The 21,449-nt window shown below is 44.8% G+C and carries 20 protein-coding genes; 9 read left to right on the top strand and 11 right to left on the bottom strand.

From position 1 onward, the window contains the following. Nucleotides 1-7: 7 nt before the first annotated feature. The 9 genes from murG to mraZ form a co-directional block, all read right to left on the bottom strand. Nucleotides 8-1,102 (bottom strand): undecaprenyldiphospho-muramoylpentapeptide beta-N-acetylglucosaminyltransferase, encoded by a 1,095-nt coding sequence (murG, locus tag BW716_RS21060; RefSeq protein ID WP_083725689.1) that lies wholly within the window; start codon nucleotides 1,100-1,102, stop codon nucleotides 8-10. Between the two features lie 14 nt (nucleotides 1,103-1,116). After that, nucleotides 1,117-2,319 carry an FtsW/RodA/SpoVE family cell cycle protein gene (locus tag BW716_RS21055; RefSeq protein ID WP_083725655.1) on the bottom strand — a complete coding sequence of 401 codons (1,203 nt, stop codon included), beginning with the start codon at nucleotides 2,317-2,319 and terminating at the stop codon, nucleotides 1,117-1,119. Between the two features lie 35 nt (nucleotides 2,320-2,354). Next, nucleotides 2,355-3,695, bottom strand: a complete 1,341-nt coding sequence (gene murD / locus BW716_RS21050) for a UDP-N-acetylmuramoyl-L-alanine--D-glutamate ligase (RefSeq protein ID WP_083725653.1) — start codon at nucleotides 3,693-3,695, stop codon at nucleotides 2,355-2,357. A gap of 5 nt (nucleotides 3,696-3,700) precedes the next feature. Next, a complete protein-coding gene (mraY, locus tag BW716_RS21045) occupies nucleotides 3,701-4,894 on the bottom strand; it encodes a phospho-N-acetylmuramoyl-pentapeptide-transferase (protein ID WP_235643922.1) in 1,194 nt (397 codons plus the stop codon). A 98-nt stretch (nucleotides 4,895-4,992) separates the two neighbouring features. Next, nucleotides 4,993-6,459 (bottom strand): UDP-N-acetylmuramoyl-L-alanyl-D-glutamate--2,6-diaminopimelate ligase, encoded by a 1,467-nt coding sequence (locus BW716_RS21040; RefSeq protein ID WP_083725648.1) that lies wholly within the window; start codon nucleotides 6,457-6,459, stop codon nucleotides 4,993-4,995. After that, a complete protein-coding gene (locus tag BW716_RS21035; RefSeq protein ID WP_083725646.1) occupies nucleotides 6,459-8,564 on the bottom strand; it encodes a penicillin-binding protein in 2,106 nt (701 codons plus the stop codon). Before BW716_RS21035 ends, BW716_RS21040 begins: the two co-directional genes overlap by 1 nt. A 15-nt stretch (nucleotides 8,565-8,579) precedes the next feature. Next, the gene (locus BW716_RS21030; RefSeq protein WP_083725644.1) at nucleotides 8,580-8,930 is read right to left on the bottom strand and encodes an FtsL-like putative cell division protein; all 351 of its coding nucleotides are present in this window, start codon (nucleotides 8,928-8,930) and stop codon (nucleotides 8,580-8,582) included. A 149-nt stretch (nucleotides 8,931-9,079) separates the two neighbouring features. Next, nucleotides 9,080-9,988, bottom strand: coding sequence for a 16S rRNA (cytosine(1402)-N(4))-methyltransferase RsmH (gene rsmH, locus BW716_RS21025; RefSeq protein WP_083725642.1), 909 nt, complete (start codon nucleotides 9,986-9,988; stop codon nucleotides 9,080-9,082). An 8-nt stretch (nucleotides 9,989-9,996) separates the two neighbouring features. Then, nucleotides 9,997-10,503 (bottom strand): division/cell wall cluster transcriptional repressor MraZ, encoded by a 507-nt coding sequence (gene mraZ, locus BW716_RS21020; protein WP_235643921.1) that lies wholly within the window; start codon nucleotides 10,501-10,503, stop codon nucleotides 9,997-9,999. A gap of 440 nt (nucleotides 10,504-10,943) precedes the next feature. Between mraZ and BW716_RS21015 the strand changes: the two genes are divergently transcribed. The 9 genes from BW716_RS21015 to BW716_RS20975 all read left to right on the top strand — a co-directional run bounded on the left by BW716_RS21015 (nucleotide 10,944) and on the right by BW716_RS20975 (nucleotide 19,864). Continuing rightward, the gene (locus BW716_RS21015) at nucleotides 10,944-11,846 is read left to right on the top strand and encodes an outer membrane protein assembly factor BamD (protein ID WP_083725638.1); all 903 of its coding nucleotides are present in this window, start codon (nucleotides 10,944-10,946) and stop codon (nucleotides 11,844-11,846) included. A 15-nt stretch (nucleotides 11,847-11,861) separates the two neighbouring features. Next, nucleotides 11,862-12,203 (top strand): DNA-directed RNA polymerase subunit omega, encoded by a 342-nt coding sequence (locus tag BW716_RS21010; RefSeq protein WP_072359134.1) that lies wholly within the window; start codon nucleotides 11,862-11,864, stop codon nucleotides 12,201-12,203. 81 nt (nucleotides 12,204-12,284) lie between these two features. Beyond that, nucleotides 12,285-13,487, top strand: a complete 1,203-nt coding sequence (gene coaBC, locus BW716_RS21005) for a bifunctional phosphopantothenoylcysteine decarboxylase/phosphopantothenate--cysteine ligase CoaBC (protein ID WP_083725636.1) — start codon at nucleotides 12,285-12,287, stop codon at nucleotides 13,485-13,487. A gap of 24 nt (nucleotides 13,488-13,511) precedes the next feature. After that, complete coding sequence (locus BW716_RS21000) at nucleotides 13,512-14,441, top strand: DUF4835 family protein (RefSeq protein WP_083725634.1); 930 nt, start codon at nucleotides 13,512-13,514, stop codon at nucleotides 14,439-14,441. 27 nt (nucleotides 14,442-14,468) lie between these two features. Beyond that, nucleotides 14,469-15,122 carry a DUF4296 domain-containing protein gene (locus tag BW716_RS20995; RefSeq protein ID WP_083725632.1) on the top strand — a complete coding sequence of 218 codons (654 nt, stop codon included), beginning with the start codon at nucleotides 14,469-14,471 and terminating at the stop codon, nucleotides 15,120-15,122. Nucleotides 15,123-15,160: 38 nt separating this feature from the next. After that, nucleotides 15,161-15,853, top strand: coding sequence for a CoA transferase subunit A (locus BW716_RS20990; RefSeq protein WP_083725630.1), 693 nt, complete (start codon nucleotides 15,161-15,163; stop codon nucleotides 15,851-15,853). Nucleotides 15,854-15,863: 10 nt separating this feature from the next. Next, nucleotides 15,864-16,520 carry a 3-oxoacid CoA-transferase subunit B gene (locus BW716_RS20985; RefSeq protein WP_083725628.1) on the top strand — a complete coding sequence of 219 codons (657 nt, stop codon included), beginning with the start codon at nucleotides 15,864-15,866 and terminating at the stop codon, nucleotides 16,518-16,520. A 1,056-nt stretch (nucleotides 16,521-17,576) separates the two neighbouring features. Continuing rightward, nucleotides 17,577-18,416 (top strand): aminotransferase class IV, encoded by an 840-nt coding sequence (locus tag BW716_RS20980; RefSeq protein WP_143708945.1) that lies wholly within the window; start codon nucleotides 17,577-17,579, stop codon nucleotides 18,414-18,416. Nucleotides 18,417-18,556: 140 nt separating this feature from the next. Further along, on the top strand, nucleotides 18,557-19,864 hold the full coding sequence (locus BW716_RS20975; RefSeq protein ID WP_083725624.1) for a deoxyribodipyrimidine photo-lyase: 1,308 nt from the start codon (nucleotides 18,557-18,559) through the stop codon (nucleotides 19,862-19,864). Between the two features lie 19 nt (nucleotides 19,865-19,883). On the opposite strand, the gene BW716_RS20970 is transcribed toward BW716_RS20975, so the two are convergent. Together BW716_RS20970 and mqnB are read right to left on the bottom strand one after the other, a co-directional pair. After that, on the bottom strand, nucleotides 19,884-20,669 hold the full coding sequence (locus tag BW716_RS20970) for a 1,4-dihydroxy-6-naphthoate synthase (protein ID WP_083725622.1): 786 nt from the start codon (nucleotides 20,667-20,669) through the stop codon (nucleotides 19,884-19,886). 36 nt (nucleotides 20,670-20,705) lie between these two features. After that, nucleotides 20,706-21,437: a futalosine hydrolase gene (mqnB, locus tag BW716_RS20965; protein ID WP_143708944.1), complete on the bottom strand. Its 732-nt coding sequence runs from the start codon at nucleotides 21,435-21,437 to the stop codon at nucleotides 20,706-20,708. Between the last annotated feature and the right edge of the window lie 12 nt (nucleotides 21,438-21,449).

The following is a 21,449-nucleotide window of genomic DNA, read 5'->3' as shown; positions in this document are numbered from 1 at the left end:
TATCCTTTTATTTAATCAGTGCTAAAACCTGTTTAGCAATGACCATATCAGCATTTGAATTTCCCAGTTTTGCTATATTCTCTTCCAGTTGTTGCAACAACGCATTGTTTTGTAACAGACTGAATAAAGTATTTCCTAATTGAGCGGCTGCATCATCATTTTTAATGAGGATGGCGGCCTTTTTATCTACCAGACTTTTTGCATTGAAGGTCTGATGGTCTTCGGCCGCAAAAGGGTAGGGCACGAAGATGACAGGTTTCTTCACTACACAAAGTTCGGCGATGGCCAGTGCACCTGCACGTGATACAACAACATCCGCAGCCTTGTAGGCGAAGTCCATTACGTTGATAAACTCATACACCTTTACATGAGAGGAGTATGGTGCTGCAGCGGCTTTCGCTGTTTCAAAGTAAGGCTTACCTGTTTGCCAGATCAGTTGAATATCCTTCTCTACAAAAGTGGCGAGTATGGCCGCTAATGCCTCGTTGATGGCTTTTGCTCCCAGGCTACCACCCACAGCGAATACTGTTTGTTTACCTGTAAGGAGGCCAAAGTGTGCGAGTGCATCTTCTTTTGATACGGCAGACTGTGTAATGTTGCCTCTGACAGGATTGCCTGTCATTACAATTTTATCAGCCGGGAAGAATTTCTCCATTCCTTCGTAAGCGACACAGATCTTAGCGGCTTTCTTTCCCAGGGCCATATTGGCTTTCCCTGCAAAGGAATTTTGTTCCTGTATGAGGGTAGGAATACCTTTCTTCTGTGCTTTGCGCATGACAGGGAAGCTGGCGTAACCACCCACACCTACCACGGCATCTGGTTTGAAACTGTCAATGATCTTACGGGCCTGTGACAGGCTTTTCAGAATCTTGAACGGCAACAACAGGTTCTTGAGCATATTGCTACGGTTGAATCCTGCTATTTCCAATCCTTCGATGCGGTAACCAGCCTGCGGTACTTTCTCCATCTCCATCTTTCCTTTGGCACCTACAAAGAGAATATCAGTTGCTGGTTCTATTTTTTTCAACGCATTGGCAATAGCGATCGCCGGGAAGATATGTCCTCCGGTTCCACCACCTGCTATGATAATTCTGCGTTGCATGTTCATGTTAGTTTTTAAAATTCTTCTATTTCGGCTTGCTGAGCTACTACCTTTGCAATCCTTTCCTGTTCTATTCTTTTACCTTCCAGTTCTTCCACATTTCTAGACACACTCAGTATGATCCCTATAGCCAGACTTGTAAAGATCACGGAGGATCCACCCATACTTACCAGCGGTAGCGTGACCCCTGTTACGGGAAAGAGCCCTACATTCACTGCCATATTTGTCAGTGCCTGTATGACTAATGTGATGCTGAGACCAACTGCCAGGAAAGCGCCGAATGCATAGGGACATTTTCTAAACAAGCTGATACTTCTTAATAATAGCAACATGTAGGCCATCAATATCAAAAAGGCGCCAAAGATACCATACTCCTCGATAATTGTAGCATATATGTAGTCGCTATAAGCATGTGGGAGGAAGTTTCGCTGGGTACTGTTTCCAGGACCTTTGCCTAACACACCACCACCTGCAATAGCAATGTTTGCCTGTTGTACCTGATATGGTAAATCAGATTTATCATCATCACCTGAAGTGAAATGTTCAATTCTCTTCTTCCATGTTTCGGTACGCATCTTTTTTCCAGTCAGTGCTGCCACTGCAAACATCAGTACAATCGCCACCAGACCTGCACCTACCATGGCAACCAGATACCTGATAGGTACCCGGCCAATAAAACAGAGGATCATACAACTGGCGCCCAGCAACAATGCGGTCGACATGTTTGCAGGCATGATCAGTATACAGATGATACCCACCGGAATAATGATCGGCAGGAAGCCTCTCTTAAAATCGGTGATGTTACCCTGCCTTTTAGAAAGCTGTCTGCTCACATACATGAATATGGCCAGCTTAGCTACGTCAGAAGTCTGAAATGTCAGATTAATAACGGGCAGTCTAATCCAGCGACTTGCATCATTAATATGACTACCAAATGCCAGCGTATAGATCAGTAAAGGGATAGAGAGCAGAAAACCTATCTGTGCCACACGGGAGTAAATGGTATAATTCACTCTGTGTGCAAAGTAGATGATCAGCAATCCCATTACTAATACACTCAGTTGTTTGAAGAGATAATACTCCGTATGACCGCCCTGAAGGCGATAGGCAAGCGAACCTGTGGCGCTGTAAACCGCCAGCAGACTCACTAGTGAGAGGAAGATCACGATCGTCCAAATCACTTTGTCACCCTTTGTCCTATGAAGTATACCGTCCATTTAACTTTTTTGGTTTCCGGAATATCCCGGATTTATTATAGTTCCCTCACGGCTTCTTTGAACTGCTTGCCTCTGTCCTCGTAGTTCTTGAACAGATCGAAGCTCGCACAAGCCGGAGAAAGCAAAACTACATCACCTTTTTCTGCATGTTGAAAAGCTGCTTCCACAGCTTCCTTCATACTGCGTGTATCAACCATTACCGGTGTATCTTTTGATAACGCATCCTGAATCGGTGCATTGTCTATACCCAGGCAGATAATTGCTTTTACTTTTTCTTTTACCAGGTCCCTGATAGCGCTATAATCATTTCCTTTGTCCACACCTCCCATAATCAGCACTACCGGGGTTTCCATGCTCTCCAGTGCAAACCACAGGGAGTTTACATTGGTAGCTTTACTATCATTGATGAAATCCACTCCACGCACAGTGGCAACGTACTCCATACGGTGCTCCAGACTCTTGAACGAAGTCAGGCTCTCCCGAATTTTTTCTTTCCTTATCTCCATGGTCCTACCAGCAATACCCGCTGCCATGGAATTGTACAAGTTGTGCTTGCCCTTAAGCGCGAGATCATACATTGATACGATAACTGGTTCATCATTAACCTGAATGTTTACCTGATCGTTTACCATAAATCCTCCTTGCTTTAACGGTTCCATGATAGTAAAGGGTATTGATGTTGAATAAATAGTTTGCTTCTTCAAATAATTGTTAATCTCCTGATCGTCTTTGCAATACACAAAGAAATCTTCCGGTCCCTGATTCATCGTTATGCGGAATTTTGACGCCACATAGTTCTCCATTTTGTAGTCATATCTATCCAGATGATCTGGTGTGATATTCAGCAGAATGGCCACGTTGGGCTTGAACTCCACAATATCGTCGAGTTGAAAACTACTTACTTCGACGATGTAATAATCAGCCGGTGCGGTAGCCACTACACGGGCATAACTCAGACCAATATTACCTACCATAGCGGCGTTGAGACCAGCTGTCTCAAAGATGTGGAAGGTGAGCGCTGTAGTAGTGCTCTTTCCATTGCTACCAGTGATGGCGATAATTTTAGCGTCTTTGCTAAACCTGTAAGCGAGCTCGATTTCAGAGATCACTGATACTCCCTTCGCACGGATCTTTTTCATCAGTTCCGTTTTTTCAGGAATGCCAGGGCTCTTAACAATTTCATCGGCACCTAAAATCACATCCCAGGAATGCTGTCCTTCCTCGAAAGGAATAGAATTTACAGCGAGTTCCTGTTTATAAATATCCTTGATGGTTCCACCATCTGACACGAATACATCATACCCCTGTTGCTTGCCTAACAGGGCTGCACCAATTCCGCTTTCACCGGCTCCGAGTATGATGAGTTTCTTTGTCATTTTGCTTATCTGATTTTTAATGTTGCAATACTAACTACTGCACACATGATTGTTATGATCCAGAACCTTACTGCTATTTTACTTTCGTGGTAACCTAGCTTCTGGTAATGGTGGTGAAGTGGAGACATCAGAAATATGCGCTTGCCTTCACCATATTTTTTCTTGGTATACTTAAAGTAGGAGACCTGTAATACTACGCTCAGATTTTCTACCAGGAATACACCACAGAAAATTGGTATCAATAATTCTTTTCTTACAATGATAGCCAGGGAAGCGATGATGCCTCCCAAAGCCAGACTACCTGTATCGCCCATGAACACCTGTGCAGGATAAGCATTGTACCAGAGGAAACCTACACAGGCACCTACAAAGGCAGCAATGAATATGGACAGTTCACCCAGGTTAGGGATGTACATGATATTCAGGTATTCGGCGAACTGAATGTTACCGGATACATAGGCGAATATGCCGAGACAAACGCCTATGACCGCAGATACACCCGTGGCCAAGCCATCTAATCCATCTGTGAGATTTGCACCATTGGACACTGCCGTTATGATGATGATCACGATGAGGATATAGAGGACGTAAGTATATTTCTCTGCCCCAGGGATCCAGGAGATCAGTTTGGCATAGTTGAATTCATGGTTCTTTACAAATGGGATAGAAGTGATCGGCGTCTTCACATCCGCAAAGCGATGTCCTTCTTTCGTCACTCTTTCCGATTTGGCCACTACTCTTTCGTAGGGGGCGAGTTTCTTCGCGCCAATGATCTCGCGGGAGATCACTACGTTTTCATTGAAATACAAAGTGCTGCCAATGATGATACCTAAACCAACCTGGCCCAGGATCTTGAACTTACCGGCCAGACCTTCTTTGTTCTTTTTGAATACCTTGATATAATCGTCCAGGAAACCGATCAGGCCCAGCCAAACGGTGCAGAGCAACATGAGCCAGATGTAAACGGTTTTTACCTGTGCGAACAGCAGGGTAGGAATAACGATAGCTGCCAGGATGATAAGACCACCCATGGTAGGGGTGCCTTTCTTACTGTTCTCACCTGCCAGGCCGAGGTCACGGATGGTTTCCCCGATCTGTTTTTTCTGGAGGAATCTTACAATACTTTTACCTAACAAGAGAGAGATTACCAGGGATAACAGTAACGCCATTGTCACACGGAACGTGATGAATTGAAACATCCCGCTACCGCTGAAATTTAACGTTTTCAAATAATTGAATAAGTAATAAAGCATACTGTTAGTTAGTAGTTATTTGTTAGTTAGTTGTTTGTTAGTTGTTATTTCTCCATCAACCGCATCATCTCATCCAGCACCTGTTTGTCGTCAAAAGGATGTTTCACGCCTTGTATTTCCTGGTATTTCTCATGGCCTTTACCAGCTATGAGAATGATGTCTTCAGGATTTGCGAGGCTGATAGCTGTTTTGATCGCTTCTTTACGGTCGGTGATAGACAGTACTTTCTTTTTAAGATTTACGGGTACACCGGCTTCCATTTGTCTGATAATTTCGTTCGGATCTTCTGAACGGGGATTATCGGAGGTAAGGATCACTCTATCACTGCGTTCTACTGCTACTTCGGCCATCACAGGGCGTTTTGCTGTGTCACGGTCGCCGCCGCAACCTACTACTGTAATGACTTGTTCGTTGCCTTTGCGCAGGTTTTTGATAGTCGCCAGCACATTGAGCAAAGCATCGGGGGTATGTGCATAATCCACGATACCGATGATGCGCTGATTGGGAGACACGATGTAATCGAAACGTCCTTCAGCACCTGACAAATCACTGAGTGCCTGTAATACGCGGGCTTTGTCCTGACCGAGCAGGGTAGCGGCTCCGTATACGGCCAGCAGGTTATATGCATTGAACTCACCGATGAGGCGGAAGTGTACTTCTGTCTCATTGATCATCATGATCAGGCCAGTGAGGTTATTCTCCAATATTTTTCCCTTAAAGTCTGCAACGGTGCGCAGGCTATAAGTTTGTTTTTTCGCTTTGGTGTTCTGCAGCATCACATTGCCTCTTTTGTCGTCGAGGTTAGTGAGGGCGAATGCTGTAGCTGGCAAACCATCGAACCAGGATTTCTTTACCCTGATGTATTCGTCGAAGGTTTTGTGATAGTCCAGGTGATCGTGGGTGATATTGCTGAAGATGCCTCCGGCAAATTTCAGCCCTGCTATTCTTTGTTGGTGAATAGCGTGAGAGCTTACTTCCATGAACACGTAGTCACAACCATCAGTGACCATATCTGCCAGGAGTGCATTCAGGTGAATGGGATCCGGGGTGGTATGGGTAGAGGGAACGATCCTGTCACCGATCTGGTTCTGTACGGTGGAGAGCATTCCGCAATGGTAGCCGAGCGCACTGAATAGTTTGAACAGGAGGGTAGCGATGGTCGTTTTACCATTGGTACCGGTTACGCCTACGAGTTGCACCTTGTGAGATGGGTTGTCGTAGAAGTTACCTGCTATTACACCAGCGGCGGTAGCGCTGCTGTTAACCTGAACATAGACTACGTTGTCGGCAGTTTGTGCAGGCAGGTCTTCACAGATCACGACAGCGGCACCCTGTTGTACAGCTTTGTCAATGAAGAGGTGACCATCAGCATGTACACCTCTGATTGCAATGAAAGCATCTCCAGGCCTGATGGCTCTGGAGTCGATGTTCAGTGCATTCACGGCGGTATCGGTTGACCCTTTTACAGCCACGATGTTTACATTATATAATATGTCACGCAATGTTTTCATTAACTCAGTTCTATGACTATCGTTTGATTTTTTTCTAATTGTGTACCACCTGGAATGGATTGGTTGGTGACTTTACCAGCACCTCTTACCACCACACGTAAACCGGCATTCTCGAGGAGGTACAAAGCATCCTTTAATCCCATTCCTGTTACATTGGGTACACTACCTTTTGCCTGCGTTACCTGTGCAAAGTTTACCTTTTTGTCAGTCACCTTTGCGCTTACCCAATTGTTGTTATTCACATCGCCTTCAACGGGCAGATCCAGTGCAGTAGTGATTTCTTTCCAATCACGGGCTTTACTGTTTTTGAATGCCAGCAATGTATCCAGCATCAGGTTAGCACGCATAGGTTGTTGTTTTTCAACAGCGATCGCATACAGTTTGTCTGCAACTTCGCGAAAAACGGGTCCTGCTACAGAGGCGCCGTAGAACTTAGCTGCATGTGGTTTGTTTTTGATAACCACAACACAGGTGAACTGCGGGTCTTTGGCAGGAAAATATCCTGCGAAAGAGGACTGGTATATTTTATCGGCATAACCCCGGTTAGCATTCGCTACCAGGGCGGTACCGGTTTTACCGGCAAAGCTGTAATATGGTGACCACAATGATCTGGCCGTTCCATTCATTACGACTCCTTCCAACATTGCTTTTACCTGTGCCAGTGTATTGGAAGAGCAGATGCTATCCATTACGATTTCAGGTTCGAAGGTCTTAACTGATTTACCATATTCATTAATGGAGTTCACCAGGTAAGGTTTCATCATTTTACCGTTGTTAGCTACTGCGTTGTAGAGCATGCAGGTTTGCAACGGGCTTATTAATACTTCGTAACCGAAAGCCATCCATGGAAGGCTGGTAGCGCTCCATGTTCTGCTGGCGGTGGTTTTGATGACCGGTTGGTCTTCACCTACGAGGTCTATACCGGTTGGCTTGTCGAGCTTGAGTTTTCTCAGGTGCCAGACGAAGTCGTTTGGTTTTTTATTATAGAACTGATAGGCCAGTTTTGCCATTCCCACATTAGAGCTCAGTTCGAACGCATGTTTAATAGTTACGTTTGTCTGGCCTGGGTGTGGTTCGGAGTCAAATACGGTTCTGCGTCCAATCTGCCACTTACCTTCCTGCAGGTTCACCATGTTGTTCATGGTGGCGTATTTGTCGTCGAGTACGGAGATGACGGTAGCCAGTTTGAACGTAGAGCCGGGCTCTGTTGCTCTGAGGGCATAGTTCATATCCTCGAAATAGCTGCCATCTGGTTGTCTGCCCAGGTTGGCGATTGCTTTGATCTTGCCGGTTTTCACTTCCATCAGGATGCAGGTACCGTTATCTGCTTCGTTGGCGACCATCATGTTCATGAGGGCGGTTTCAACGATATCCTGCATGTTTACGTCGATGGTGGTGATCACATCGTGCCCGTTTTCGGGTTCAATATCATAACCTTCGACGGGGACGAAAGTACCGCCAGCGATGCGGCGCATCAGTCTTTTACCGGTGGTACCGCTTAAATAGTTATCGTAGGTCCTTTCGAGACCTACGTTCTGTGCATTTTGCCTGCTCAAACCGATGGTTCTGTTAGCCAGTAGTTTGAAGGGGTTAATGCGTTTGTTTTTTGTTTCCGCGATCAGGCCTCCTTTATTTTTCCCTAGTCTGAACATGGGAAATTGTCGGACGAGCTGATACTGGGTAAACGAGATATCTCTTTTCAGGAGAAAGTATCTGTCTTTGTTTTTATAGCCTTCGCGGAGGATATTTTTATACTCCAGCGGGGTGTGGTCCTGAAAAGTCTTTGAAAGACAAATGGACAATGAGTCAACATTGTCCTTGAAGATCTTTCCATTTTTATCGGTGAGCCCATCTGCTGCGAAATCGACTCTTACATCGAAGTAGGGGATGGATGTTGATAACATCCTGCCTTCTTCGGAGTAGATGGTACCCCGGTCTGCGTCGAGGGTTACGTAGCGGGTGTGCAGGCTGTCTGCCATGCTGCGCCAGTAATTTCCTTCAACGTTCTGGAGAAAGAACACCTTTATAATTATAGCCACACCAAACAGCACCATGCCGATAAAGCACAGATACACTCTCCACAATATGTCTTTCTTTACTTCCACAGTCTGATATGATTATTACTGTTTCTTCAGTACGATTTTTTGGGGTGGGGAACTTAGCGGCTTGAGGCCCCATGGTTCCACTGATTTGCTGACTTCACTCATTTTGCTACGGAACATCAATTCACTTTTCACATTGAGGTATTCCCATTTCAGCTCTTTGATCTCACGTCCCAGTTTGTTGATCTGGCGGATTTTTTTTTCAGCCAGGTGACTATTAGCGATATAGATCAGTGCGAGTGCGGAAAGGAACAGTATAAAGGGCATATTTTGCGTGATGGCTGCGTAATTGATACGCAGGCGCCATTCTCTTTTCTGTTCCGGTTCATCCGGTAATTCTGCGACTGGTATATGTTCTTCCTGTTCCAAACAGCTCGGTTTTATTAGTCAACGTGAATGATATGGTATAACATCCTTCGCACATGATCAACGTGATTGGGGGATTGACGCTTTTTCTAGTTTTCTAGTTTTCTAAATTTCTAGTTGTACCCTTTTAAATGCTCGTCAGTCCGGATCTGTTATAACTTTTCGGCTACCCTTAGTTTTGCGCTGCGGGACCGGGAATTACGTTTTAGTTCTTCGGGGCCAGCGGTGACTGGTTTTTTTGTATCTAACCGGTACAATTTGGGGGGTGTAGTAAAAGAAAATGGATCGTCCTGCACCTCAAATTGTCCTGTTTTCATAAAGTTCTTCACCAGTCTGTCTTCCAGTGAATGGAAAGTTATGATAGCCAGTTTACCGCCCGGTTTTAATACTTCCGTTGCTTGTGTGAGCAAATCTTTCAGGGCGCCCAGTTCGTCGTTGACGGCGATCCTGAGTGCCTGGAATACCTGTGCGAGGTATTTCTGCGGATTGCCTTTTACGATTGGCTGAATAACGGATTTGAACTCGTTAATAGTCCTCATTGGGCGGGCTTTTCGCTCTGTGACTATTGTTTTAGCCAGTGTGCGTGCGTTGGTTACTTCTCCGTAGTTCTGGAACAGGAGGTGTAATTCCTTTTCTGAGTAGGATTGTAGCAGCGCTGCTGCTGTGAGGGTTGTTCTTTTGTCCATGCGCATATCCAGATCTCCGTCGAACCGGATACTAAATCCTCTTTCTGCTGTATCGAACTGCCATGATGAAACGCCCAGATCTGCGAGGAGGCCGTCAACCGGAGGAACTTTGTACAGTTTAAGGAACCTTTGCAGGTGTCTGAAGTTTTGTTGTACAAAAGTGACCCTTGGGTCTTCTATCCGGTTATTATAAGCATCTTCGTCCTGATCAAACACGATGAGCCTTCCGTTTTCGTTCAGTTGTTCCAGAATGGCTCTGGAATGACCGCCGCCTCCAAAAGTGGCATCTACGTAAGTCCCTTCGGGATTGATTTGCAGATGACTGACCACTTCATTCAGCAGAACGGGTAGGTGATATTGTGACGCTTCTCCCATAATAGCTGTTAAATCGAAATATTGTTATCTCCACCTCCCATGACCTGCATTGCAAGGTCACTGAAGGCTCCTGGTGAGAAATTTTCAAAGAACTCCTGGTATTTTGTTTTATCCCAGATTTCAATCTTGTTGCTGGCTGCTGAAAGCACGATCTCTTTATCGAGCGATGCATAAGCCATCAGGTTTTTTGGCACCAATAATCTGCCTGCACTATCCAGTTCACAAATGGTGGCTCCGTTTAGAAAGTAGCGGCGGAATTCCCTTACTTTCGGATCGAAATCGTTCAGCTTACTGATCTTTTCGAAAATTGGTTGCCATTCGTTCATGGGATACAAGGACAGACATTTTTCAAACCCTCGGTTGATGACAAACTGTTCCCCGGCGCCTTCTGCCAGCTGCTTTTTAAAGCCAGCGGGAAGGAGAAAGCGTCCTTTTGCGTCAAGCGTTGCTTCATATTCTCCCAGAAAACCTGTCATACTTGGGGGCGAAAGTCCTTGAATTCCATTTTCTAACACAAAATAACACTTTTTCCCACTCTCTAACGAAAAAATGAATTATAAATTTTTTCCACAGTATTTATCCGCCTATAATAATGGGGTTTTGAATGGTTTATTGATGAGCTTGTGTTTATTCTGTGGGAATGTATGTTGATAATATGTGAAAAGTATGTGAATACATGTTAGTAAGTGTGTTAATTCGCTGGTTAGTAATGTTTATTATTTTTTGTTGACATTTTCTGCTTTAGTCGAACAAGCATCGAAGAAGCGTCGAAGAAGCGTCGAACAACACTCGAACAACACTCGAACAGCACTCGAACAGCACTCGAACAGACCTTATACCCGTCAAAAAATCTTTTTGGTGGGAAAATGTGTTTTTGCAAAATTTTAACAGCTGTATTTGCTACCCTATCTTACATTTACATTTAATTCTTAACTTTGCCCTCTTTATGCGGAAAATGCAGAAATTTTCTTTTTTTATCAGTCTCTTAGTAATTGTTTTCGCATCGTCCTGTAATATGGAGCTGCGCAAGATCGAAAAAAGCAAGGATTACGAAGCCAAACTGGCTTACGCGAACAAAATGTACGAGAAAAAGAAGTACATGACCGCGCAGTCCCTGTATGAATCCCTGTTCCAGGTTTACAAGGGAACGGAGAAATATGAGCCGATTTATTACAACTATTGCTATTGCTCTTATAAACTAAAGGATTATGTTCAGGCAGGGTTTTACTTTAAAAACTACCTTGACAACTTCCCTAACAGTCCAAGAGCAGTAGAGATGGATTATATGCAGGCTTATTGCTACTACAAGCAATCTCCAAAAATTCCACTGGACCAGGCGAATACCATCAAGGCCATTTCTGCCATGCAGACCTTTATCAACAACTATCCAACCTCCGACAAGGTGGCTGAAGGTAACCTGGTGATCGAGCTGTGCCGTCAGAAACTGGAAAGGAAAGAATATAATAACGCAGAATTGTACTACAACCTGGGTTATTATAAAGCTGCCGCTATCAGTTTCAAAAGTCTGATGCGCAACTATCCTGATTCCGACAAGAGCGATGGATATAAGTACATGGCTATCAAAGCTTATTTCAAGTATGCCGAACACAGCATCTGGGATAAGCAGAAAGAGCGCTACGAAGACGTGGTAGCTGAGTACCTGGACTTCGCCGACCATTATTCTTCTAGCCATCTGAAGCCAGATGCCGAAAAATGGTATACCTTAGCACAAAGCAATATCAAGGATATAGATAATCTGAACGCACCGGTTAGTAAGAAACAGGAAAGGAAGAAAGCGAAAGCAACCAAAAATGCGAAGGAAACAAACAATACCCTTAACAATATTAATAATCAATAATTAATTCTCTGGAGAATGAGCAAAATAAAAAGAGGTCTTACCAGCAGTCTTAATCCAATGGTAGAAACTAAAAATACTACCGAGATCAAAGGCAAAACTGGCAACCTGTATGAATCCATTGCAGTAATCGCTAAACGCGCCAATCAGATCAACATATCTGTGAAGGAAGAGCTGCACTCTAAACTGGAAGAATTTGCAAGTCATACAGACAACCTGGAGGAAGTGCATGAGAATAAAGAACAGATCGAAATCTCCCGTTTCTATGAGAGGATGGCAAACCCTGCTATCCAGGCTACCATGGAATTCCTGGAAGACAAGATCTACTTCAGAAGAAATGATGATGACCTGTACAGCTAATCGCGTGTACTGAAAAAATATCTACCTTCATGGCGGCAGAAATCTATTTCTGTCGCCTTTTTTATAATTGGTATACGCTACATGTTGCAAGGAAAAAAAATACTACTGGGTGTGTCCGCAAGTATAGCCGCTTACAAAGCTGCTACCATCGTGCGGTTGCTGGTAAAGGAAGGAGCTGAAGTAAAGGTGGTGATGACACCATCTGCCTGTGATTTTATCACCCCGCTCACATTGGCGACCTTATCGAAAAATGAGGTGCCTGTGACCATCAGTGATAACTCAAGCTGGAACAACCACGTCATGCTGGGCCGCTGGGCCGACGTGATGCTCATAGCCCCCGCTTCGGCCAATACCCTGGCCAAGATGGCTACAGGGTTCTGTGATAACCTCCTGATGGCCACCTACCTCTCGGCCACCTGTCCTGTACTTTTTGCACCTGCCATGGACGAAGATATGTGGCACCATCCTGCCACCCGTGCCAATGTGGGAAAACTGCTTTCTTACGGTCACCAGCAACTGCCGGTTGAAAAGGGAGAGCTGGCCAGTGGCCTCTTTGGCGAAGGAAGAATGGCTGAACCTGAACATATTATCGCCTTCCTGCAACAATATTTTAGCGCCCATCAACCCCTGAAAGGGAAAAAAGCACTGGTAACTGCAGGGCCTACACAAGAACCACTGGACCCTGTTCGTTATATCAGTAACCATTCCAGTGGTAAAATGGGAATCGCCATTGCCGATGCGCTGGCAGCTGCGGGAGCAGCCGTAACTTTGGTGCTGGGACCTACCCACCTGTCCCCCAAACATCCGGGTGTGCATACACTCAGGGTCGTGACGGCAGCGGATATGTTCAATAGCAGTGCAAACCATTTTGCCAACAGTAATATCGTCGTAATGGCCGCCGCTGTAGCAGACTATCGTCCTAAACAGGTAGCCGACATTAAGATCAAGAAAGGCGCCGGCGACGAAATGACCCTGGAACTGGAAAAGACTACCGACATTCTGCGTACCCTGGGTGGGCAGCGACCTGCCGGTCAGGTACTTGTAGGCTTCTCGCTGGAAACCAACAACGAAAAGGAATATGCACTGAAAAAACTGCATGAGAAAAACCTGGACCTCGTCGTGATGAATTCCCTCAATGATGCAGGCGCCGGTTTCAATCATGATACTAATAAAGTAACGCTGTTTGACAGGCAGGGCACCGCAACCGAATTACCGCTCAAATCCAAGCAGGAAGTAGCGGAGGATATTGTGAAGGCCATTACTGCCATGATCGGACTGCAATGATAGTCTCTATAATCGTATGATAACATGCAACATACTCCACAGTTGAAAGTCCTCACCTGCTTAGTGTTATTCCTGCTCTTTGGTTCCGGCCTCATGGCCCAGGAACTGAGAGTGAATGTCACTGTTAACGCCAACCAGATCACTGGTACTGACAAGAAAGTATTCACCACCCTGCAGAAAAGCCTGATGGAATTCCTGAATGGTCGCCGCTGGGGTGATGATGTCTATACACCTTCTGAACGCATAGAATGCAATTTCCTGCTGAATGTAACAGGCGACCAGGGAAGCAATACTTACAAAGCGACTTTGACGGTGCAGGCTACCCGCCCTGTGTACAACGCAGGATATGTGAGCAGTCTGCTGAACATGCAGGACAACAACATCGTGTTTCGCTATGTAGAGTTTCAGCCATTGGAGTTCAGTGACAACAGGGTATCCGGCAATGATCCGGTCGCCAGCAACCTTACTGCTGTTATGGCTTATTATGCGTATATCATTCTGGGACTGGATGCAGATAGTTTCTCTCCCCGTGGTGGAGACGACTTTTTCAAAAAAGCCCTGAACATTGTGAACAACGCACCTGACGGTAAGGATGTATCCGGCTGGAAACCATTTGAAGGCAACCGCAACCGTTATTGGCTGCAGGACAACCTGCTGAATGTGAAGTTTGCCCGTTTTCACGATGTGATGTACCAATATCACCGCCAGGGGCTGGATGTGATGTATGATGACATGAACAAGGGCAGGGGAGCGATCCTGAACTGTTTGAATATGATGTACGCCATCTACCAGGATATACCTAACTCTATGCTGATGGCGGTATTTTTTACTTCTAAATCTGATGAGCTGCAAAAGATATTTTCAAAGGCACCGCCACAGGAAAAATCACGTGCGGTACAGTTATTGTCCCAAATGGATGTAACGAATGCTGTGAAATATCAACAGATGAAATAGCTTTGCGCTAATAACGGAATAGTATTTATGCAATATAGAATCGTATTTGTTTTCTTTGTTTTAGTATTAATGGCATGCGGACAGGCTGGCAAAGTGCCGGAAGGTGTAATGCAAAAGGAAGAAATGAGGGATGTACTGCTGGACATGACGATGGCAGATGCATTCAGTACTAATAATGAAGATCCACGAACTCCGATGCCTGATTCTGTACGCAGGTACAGGGTAAAGCTATATTATAAGCAGATCCTGGACCTGCACCACCTGACCCAGGCGCAGTTTCAGAAGAGCTATGATTGGTACGAAAGTCACCCTGACAGACTGAAGGAAGTGTATGATATGATGATGGAGGCAGCAACTGCCGACAGGGAAAACCTGGACCAGGAGACACGTATAAAGGCATACCTGGAAAATCCATTTGCCGAATTACCGTTTGGTCAATATGTTCTAACTTCAAAAAAGAACGGTTTGCCGACTCCTTTTCTCAAGCAATTGAACTTGCCTACAGCGCATCCACCAGTGCCTACGCCTCCAAAGCCGGCACCTCCCAGGCCAAAGCCAAATGGCCCAGTGCCAATGGGATCTGGTGTGATGCACGGGAAATCACTGCCTGGAAGCGTTAAGTCGTTACCAAGGGAAGGGTTACCAGGGCAACATAAACCTGATTTCAAGCCGAAGCAGTAACATTGTTCCGGCCCCCAAAATTTTCAAAACACCAAAACATGAACAAAGTTGTAGCAAATGCTGATGAAGCACTGCATGACATCCACGATGGAACTACGCTGATGCTGGGCGGTTTCGGGCTGTGCGGCATCCCCGAAAACTGCATTACGGCACTGGTACGCAAAGGTATTCAGGATCTTACCTGTATTTCTAATAATGCAGGCGTAGACAACTTCGGATTGGGCTTGCTCTTAAAAACAAGACAGATCAAAAGGATGATGGCCTCTTATGTAGGCGAAAATGCGGAGTTTGAAAGACAGCTGTTGTCCGGAGAGCTGGAAGTAGAACTGATTCCACAGGGTACACTCGCAACCCGTATTCAGATGGCAGGAATGGGCATTCCTGCTTTTTTTACGCCTGCCGGTTACGGTACAGAGGTTGCGATAGGCAAAGAGGTGCGCGAATTCAATGGTAAACAATACCTGATGGAAATGGCGCTGCATGCGGATTTCGCAATGGTGAAAGCCTGGAAAGGCGATACCATGGGCAACCTGGTATTCAGAAAAACGACGAGAAATTTCAGCACTTCAATGGCGAAAGCAGGCAACATTACAATTGCGGAAGTAGAGCACCTGGTACAACCCGGAGAACTGGACCCTGACCAGATACATGTACCGGGTATATATGTACACCGCATCTTCCAGGGCACTGGTTACGAAAAACGTATCGAACGCAAAACTGTTAAGATTTAAATTGTAATGTATGTCTTTAGATAAATATAGTATCGCTAAAAGAATAGCGCAGGAACTGCGCGATGGCATGTATGTGAACCTCGGTATCGGCATTCCTACACTGGTTGCTAATTTTATTCCTGATGGCGTGGCTATCATGCTGCAATCAGAGAATGGTATGTTAGGTATGGGCCCTTATCCTGAAGAAGCAGATATGGATGCAGACCTGATCAATGCAGGAAAAGAAACTGTGACTGTATTACCTGGGGGGTGTTTCTTTGACAGTGCAGAAAGCTTTGGTATGATCAGAGCGGGTAAAGTTGATCTGACTGTATTAGGTGCGATGGAAGTATCTGATACGGGAGATATTGCCAACTGGAAAATACCGGGTAAGATGGTGAAAGGAATGGGAGGGGCAATGGATCTTGTCGCTTCAGCTAGAAATATTATTGTTGCCATGATGCATACAAATCCGAAAGGAGAAAGTAAGTTATTACCACAGTGTACACTGCCATTAACAGGCGTATCCTGTGTGAAAAAAGTAGTGACAGAACTAGCTGTGTTAGATGTAACACCTGAAGGATTTCGATTACTTGAACGAGCGCCGGGGGTGAGTGTCGATGAGATCAAAGCTAAGACAGCAGGGCGTTTGATCGTGAGTGGTGAAATACCTGAAATGAAATTATAACAAAGGCTGACCAAAAAGTAATGGTCAGCCTCATTTTATTCGGGTACCTGATGGAGCCCTGTCATCGTTTAAGCAATTGACAGGACCTTCATTTTGCTTTTTGGTCAGCCTCTGCTTTAGATAAGCATTCTCTTTTAAATTTGCAATACCCACAACTTGCTATTGTATAATAAATTAAAAATACCATCTTTGCTTTGTCAACTCTGATAGAGGAGAGAGTCCATCATCAGCAGCGTAACTAAGATCAATTAAAGAGCATTTCGACGGGGCCATTTTGCCAGAACAAAATTTCAGGGATACCAAAATAAATTAATTGGAGGTGCTACATGCATCGGATTGTCAGTGAACAACTTCACGCTAATATTTATTGTGCCAACGAGGCTTAAGTATGCTGATATACAGGATCAGGAACTATGTTATACTTATTAATTAGGTGTAATGTATTGTGCCCTGAAAGGTCTTTGAACCTGCCTGTTTATCCAACAGTACTACTATGACTAAAACTGTGTCAATTTTAACAGTCGATATCGGCAGATTGAGTCTCACAGTGGGTTATCTCTGAATATCCCGGTATCTGACAGGTTTTACCTGAGCCACCACGTTATGAAGGAAGGAAATTCAGTTTTTATCTTCCTCTCAACTATAGTGGGTTAACAAAGTTCAATGCAGGAACAAGTTTCCGGGCAGAACCATTGCATGTAGCGGCAGTGTCCTGACAGCCTTGATAGGTAATTCCAGGCAGATGCATTTGTAGGGTTCCGTATTGGGCAATTAAATTTTTTTAAATAGACTGGCGTACATTCCGGGATAAAATCCGGGAAGAGCCCCTGTCCTATGTATAAAGCGGTTGTTCTGGCATGAGCCGGGATGACCGCTACCTATTTTAGGAAGGATCCGGATGAGGTGCAGGTTGCTACATTTGGGAGTAATAGATGATGGTGTTCCGGTTGCCAGCGGTCCCCAAAATAGGTGCCTAAATGCCCCGGTTGCTAATGCCTGCATGACATGAATATTTCGTACCTTTCTGTTCCTTTCTAATATATAAAAGCGTTCGAAGTGCAACAGGTGTATACATGTTATAATGGAAAGTTTATTTCGGCGTCTGAGCCCGTTTTTACGGCAGACAACCGGTCTTTCCGGTATGGAGACGGATGTTTTGAGACCATGCGTGCCGTAAGAGGAGAAGTGCTGCTTTCTGAGCTGCATTTTGAACGATTGATGGCCAGTTTGCACCTGCTACATTTCGATGCCCCTCACAATTTCACCCGAACTTATTTTACCCGGCTCATAGCAGAGCTTTGTAGCCGGAATAATCATAATCGCCTGGCCAGGGTAAGGCTCACTATTTTCAGATCGGATGGAGGTCTTTATGACCCTGTGAATAACCATCCTAATTTTATTATTCAAAGCTGGGAACTGGACCGGCAGGTGATGGAACTGAATGATAAAGGCCTGGTGATAGATGTGTTTTCGGAAGCGCGTAAGAGTTGTGATAAATATGCTACTATCAAGTCAAATAACTGTTTGCCTTATATCATGGCAGCGATGTATGGAAAACAACATCGTTTGAATGAAACGATCCTGTTAAATGCACACGGCAGAGTGGCTGATACAACTATTGCTAACCTGTTCATTGTGGATGATAAAAAACTGATCACCCCCCCATTGAATGAAGGTTGTGTATGTGGTGTGATGCGTAAGCACATAATAGATATGGACCTCCCATTTAAAGTGATAGAAAAGCCCCTGTCAATAGCGGACCTGGAGAATGCAGATGAGATATTCCTCACCAATGCCATCACAGGTGTACGATGGGTAGGTCAGTTCCGCGAAAATAATTATGGAAATGCAACCGCAGTGATACTACATGAATTGCTGCATGAAGGCGTATTATAGAATATCCCCCAATTATTAATATGGTAATTCGCTGAAGATGCGCAGCAGTGGCGTATTTTTTGTAATACTTTATTTGAGTATTACGTCTTAATATTGTACACGGAATGTTTCATTGAGAATTACAAAAACTAACCTCTATTATGCTCCCCACCGTTAATTTGTGCTGGTTACGCCGTGATTTGCGATTATTGGATCATGCTGCGTTGTACCATGCTTTAAAATCAGAACATCCTGTCGTACCTGTATTTGTATTTGACACTGTCATTCTGAATGATCTTGTAGATAAATATGACCGCAGGGTTACTTTTATTCGTGATACCCTGGAAGAGATGCAGGAACAATTAGCAAAACTGGGTAGCAGTCTGGATGTGTTTTATGGTACTCCTGAAGAAGCCTTTAAGCATTACACCACTCATTATGATGTGCAGACGGTGTATGCCAATATCGATTATGAACCTTATGCGCGTGAGCGGGATAAGGCCATCGGAAGGCTTTTGAAAGGGAAGGAAATTGGATTTAAAGTGTATAAAGATCAGGTGATCTTTGACAGGGATGAAGTACTGAAAGATAACGGAGAACCGTATACAATTTACACGCCTTACAGTAAAAAATGGAGAGCGAAGCTGAATGATTTTTATCTGAAAGCGTATCCTGTGGAAAAGTACTTCGGTAACTTCTACAAACAAAAAAGCACGCGTATCCCTCCTTTGCGAACCATGGGATTCCTGGCCGGTGAGCGGGATTTTCCTGGTGTAAAAGTAAAGGATAGCCTGATTGAAAATTATGATAAAACCAGGGATATACCGGGTATACATGGCACTACACATTTGGGATTACACCTGCGTTTTGGTACGGTCAGTGTGAGAGAACTGGCAGAGCGTGCGAATCATTTGAATCAAACATTTTTAGGAGAGTTGATATGGAGAGATTTCTTCTCCATGATATTGTGGCATTATCCACATGTCGTGCATCAGTCATTCAGAAATGAATATGATAAGATAAAGTGGAGAAATAATGAAGCGGAGTTTAAAAAATGGTGTGATGGTGAAACTGGCTATCCTATTGTGGATGCAGGTATGCGTGAATTGAATACGACTGGTTTTATGCACAACAGAGTGCGTATGATCACGGCGAGTTTTTTAACAAAGCATTTGCTGATAGATTGGAGATGGGGAGAGGCTTATTTTGCAGCGAAGTTACTGGATTATGATCTGGCAGCTAATAATGGCAACTGGCAATGGGCGGCAGGATGTGGATGTGATGCGGCACCTTATTTCAGGGTGTTTAATCCTTCATTGCAAACAGAGCGATTTGATCCTGATTTGAAATATGTGCGTAAGTGGGTGCCTGAGTTGGATCAGTTAACATATCCTACACCTATGGTCATTCATGAAGAAGCGAGAAAAAGAGTATTGGAAGTATATAAAAAAGCAGTCGCGAAAAGTTAACGCGACTGCTTCTTCAATATTATAAAGCGGCTGCCATGAGTCGGTCTACGGCAGCTCTGCCGGCTTCGCCCAGGTCGAGGGAGAAGTCATTTACATAGAGTTCTATATGTTGGCGCATTACACTTTCTTCCATTTCCTGTGCGTGAGATGTCACGAAAGGAGAAAGGGTCGGGTAGTGTTTGAATGATTCCTGCAGGCTATCATGAATCAGTTGGTCTACCTGTTGTTTCAGTGCAGCAGGCAGTGACTTGCGGATCACGATACCACCTAATGGAATCGGGCTGCCGGTGGTGCTTTCCCAGTATTCACCCAGGTCAATGATTTTGACCAGACCTCTTTGTTGATAAGTGAATCTATTTTCGTGAATGATCACACCTGCATCTACACGACCATCTAATACAGCGTTTTCGATGTCGGAGAAAACCAGTATTTCCTTGTTTTGAGCTTCGGGAAATGCAGTGGAGAAGAGTAGGTTAGCAGTGGTATTAATGCCTGGAATAGCAATTTTACAATCCTTGATTTTTTCTTTATCGATCGGTTTTTTCGCGATCAGGAGCGGGCCACAACCTCTGCCCAGGGCCGAGCCACTGTTGAGCAGCTCGTATTGATGTAGTACTTTAGGAAGAACACCATAGCTTAGTTTGGTGATATCCAGTTTTCCTTCCAGCGCCCATTTGTTCAGTGTTTCCACATCTTCGAGGCGGGTGTTGAATTGTATGCCTTTCGTGTCGATCTTGTTATTCACCATGGCGTCAAAGATGAAAGTATCGTTGGGACATGGGGAAAATCCGAGTGTTAATTCCATAATGCTTTGCTTTAGGAGGCAGAAAGCGCTGTTAATCTAGTGTATCTGTCTCAGATGTTCAATATATGTGATCAATGTTTCGTTGAGTTGTTGGATGGCCAAAGGAATTTTCCATTTGGACTTATCGCGTACTTCCACGTAGTTGGAGATGCTGCGGAGCTGGAAGAAAGGAATTTTTTCCAGCAGGCAGGCGTAATGAAAGGCAGCGCCTTCCATACTTTCCACGGCGGGGTTATATTTGTCTACCAGTTTTTGGCGGGTACGTTCGCTACCGCTTACGGTATTGATGGTGACACCACTTACCTGTTCGAGTGCTGGTAAATGTGGTACGCCTTCGAACAGATTCACCAGTTGTTTGTTAGTAAACGGTGGTTGATCTGGTTGCCACAGGTTGGTTTCGAACAGGTCTTTGAAGGTCTGGTCGTCTTCCACACCGAGGTCGCCGAATTGCTCTTTATCTATGATCACGGTTTTGCCCATTTCCCAGCTATGATCAAAGCAGCCGGCAATACCTGCCTGTATAACGAGGTCGGGACGAGTACCGGCAAGGTGACGGCCCAGGTGGTAGGCAGTATGCATCATGCCGATGCCGTGAACGAGTGTCGTGATCTGGGTATCAGGGTGATGATGACCTGACAGGTAGTCGGAGAATGGCTTGATCTCGAAAGGTGTGGCAGCAGTGACCAAAATTTTCATGATGCAAATATCGGAATAAAATGAATAGCGACCTACCGGCCTTATCTGCCCGCTGATTGGCTTGTCCTTCAATTGTTGTACTTT

Source organism: [Flexibacter] sp. ATCC 35208, assembly GCF_001975825.1.
Taxonomy (GTDB): Bacteria; Bacteroidota; Bacteroidia; order Chitinophagales; family Chitinophagaceae; genus Chitinophaga.
The sequence above is the reverse complement of the archived record's forward strand: the minus strand, read 5'-3'. Positions and strand labels throughout refer to the sequence as shown.